At 39.6% G+C, this 907-nt stretch carries 2 protein-coding genes; both read right to left on the reverse strand.

The annotated features are described in order from the left end of the window. Positions 1–465, reverse strand: a 465-nt coding sequence (locus J4N24_RS25395) for a DDE-type integrase/transposase/recombinase (protein ID WP_207536546.1), incomplete at its 3' end; no start/stop codon positions are given. A 2-nt stretch (positions 466–467) separates the two neighbouring features. After that, on the reverse strand, positions 468–866 hold the full coding sequence (locus J4N24_RS25400) for a hypothetical protein (RefSeq protein ID WP_207536547.1): 399 nt from the start codon (positions 864–866) through the stop codon (positions 468–470). Between the last annotated feature and the right edge of the window lie 41 nt (positions 867–907).

The following is a 907-nucleotide window of genomic DNA, read 5'->3' on the forward strand; positions in this document are numbered from 1 at the left end:
AAGTGCTTTTAACGTAGAAGATGCTTCCATATTTGAACATAATTCGTACCCCATTATTTGCTTGGAATAAGCATCCGTAATTAAGTGTAGATAAGCATTACCTTCGATCGTCTCAATGTAAGTGATGTCAGCTACCCAAAGCTGCTCGGGCCTGCTAATAATTAGGTCTTTAATCTTATTCGGATATTTTCGCATCCAATGTCGCGAATCGGTAGTAACAGTATATTTTTTTCGCTTTAAAACCAGTAGGCCTTCCTTACGTAACAAGTCAAAGAGTTTATCTCTGCCTATCGTGCAGGTTTTGCCTAGTAAAAAATGAAGTTTACGGGTACCAAGCCGTGGCATCTGCCGACGGATCTGAAGCACTTCTGCTTTTAGCTCACTATAACTTTTAGCATATCTGGTCTGATGCTTAACTTGTTTATAATAAGCTTGTTTTGAATAGCCAAACAACTCACAGAACATACTCACTTTTCGCGGGTAGACTTGAGCAAGCTCGGTAATTGTCCGGCTTCGACCTTTTTTAAGATACTGATCCCTTCTTCTTTTTCAGCAAGCGAAATCAGCTTCTCATAGGCCAATAACTTTAACTTTGCATCAGCTAATTCCTTCTCCAGTTCTTTTATTCGTCGTTTTTGGGGATCTTTCATGGGCGCACCTATACTCCCTTTGCTGGGATAGTGCAATTTACCATACTTCTTACACCATTCAAATATTCTGGTATTGCCACCAATATCATATTTGGCTTGCAGCTGATCCTTGTTCAGAGGCCCTCGTTCGAATTCCTCAACAACCATCCGCTTAAATACTTCGCTGTACTTTTTCGACGAGCTTTCTCTTTTTTGTTTAATTACCTGATAACTCATATGTTGACTTTGTATTAGTCAACTTTTTTCAGGACGAGACA

The sequence above is a fragment of the Desertivirga arenae genome (genome assembly GCF_017355785.1).
In the GTDB taxonomy this organism is placed as follows: domain Bacteria; phylum Bacteroidota; class Bacteroidia; order Sphingobacteriales; family Sphingobacteriaceae; genus Desertivirga; species Desertivirga arenae.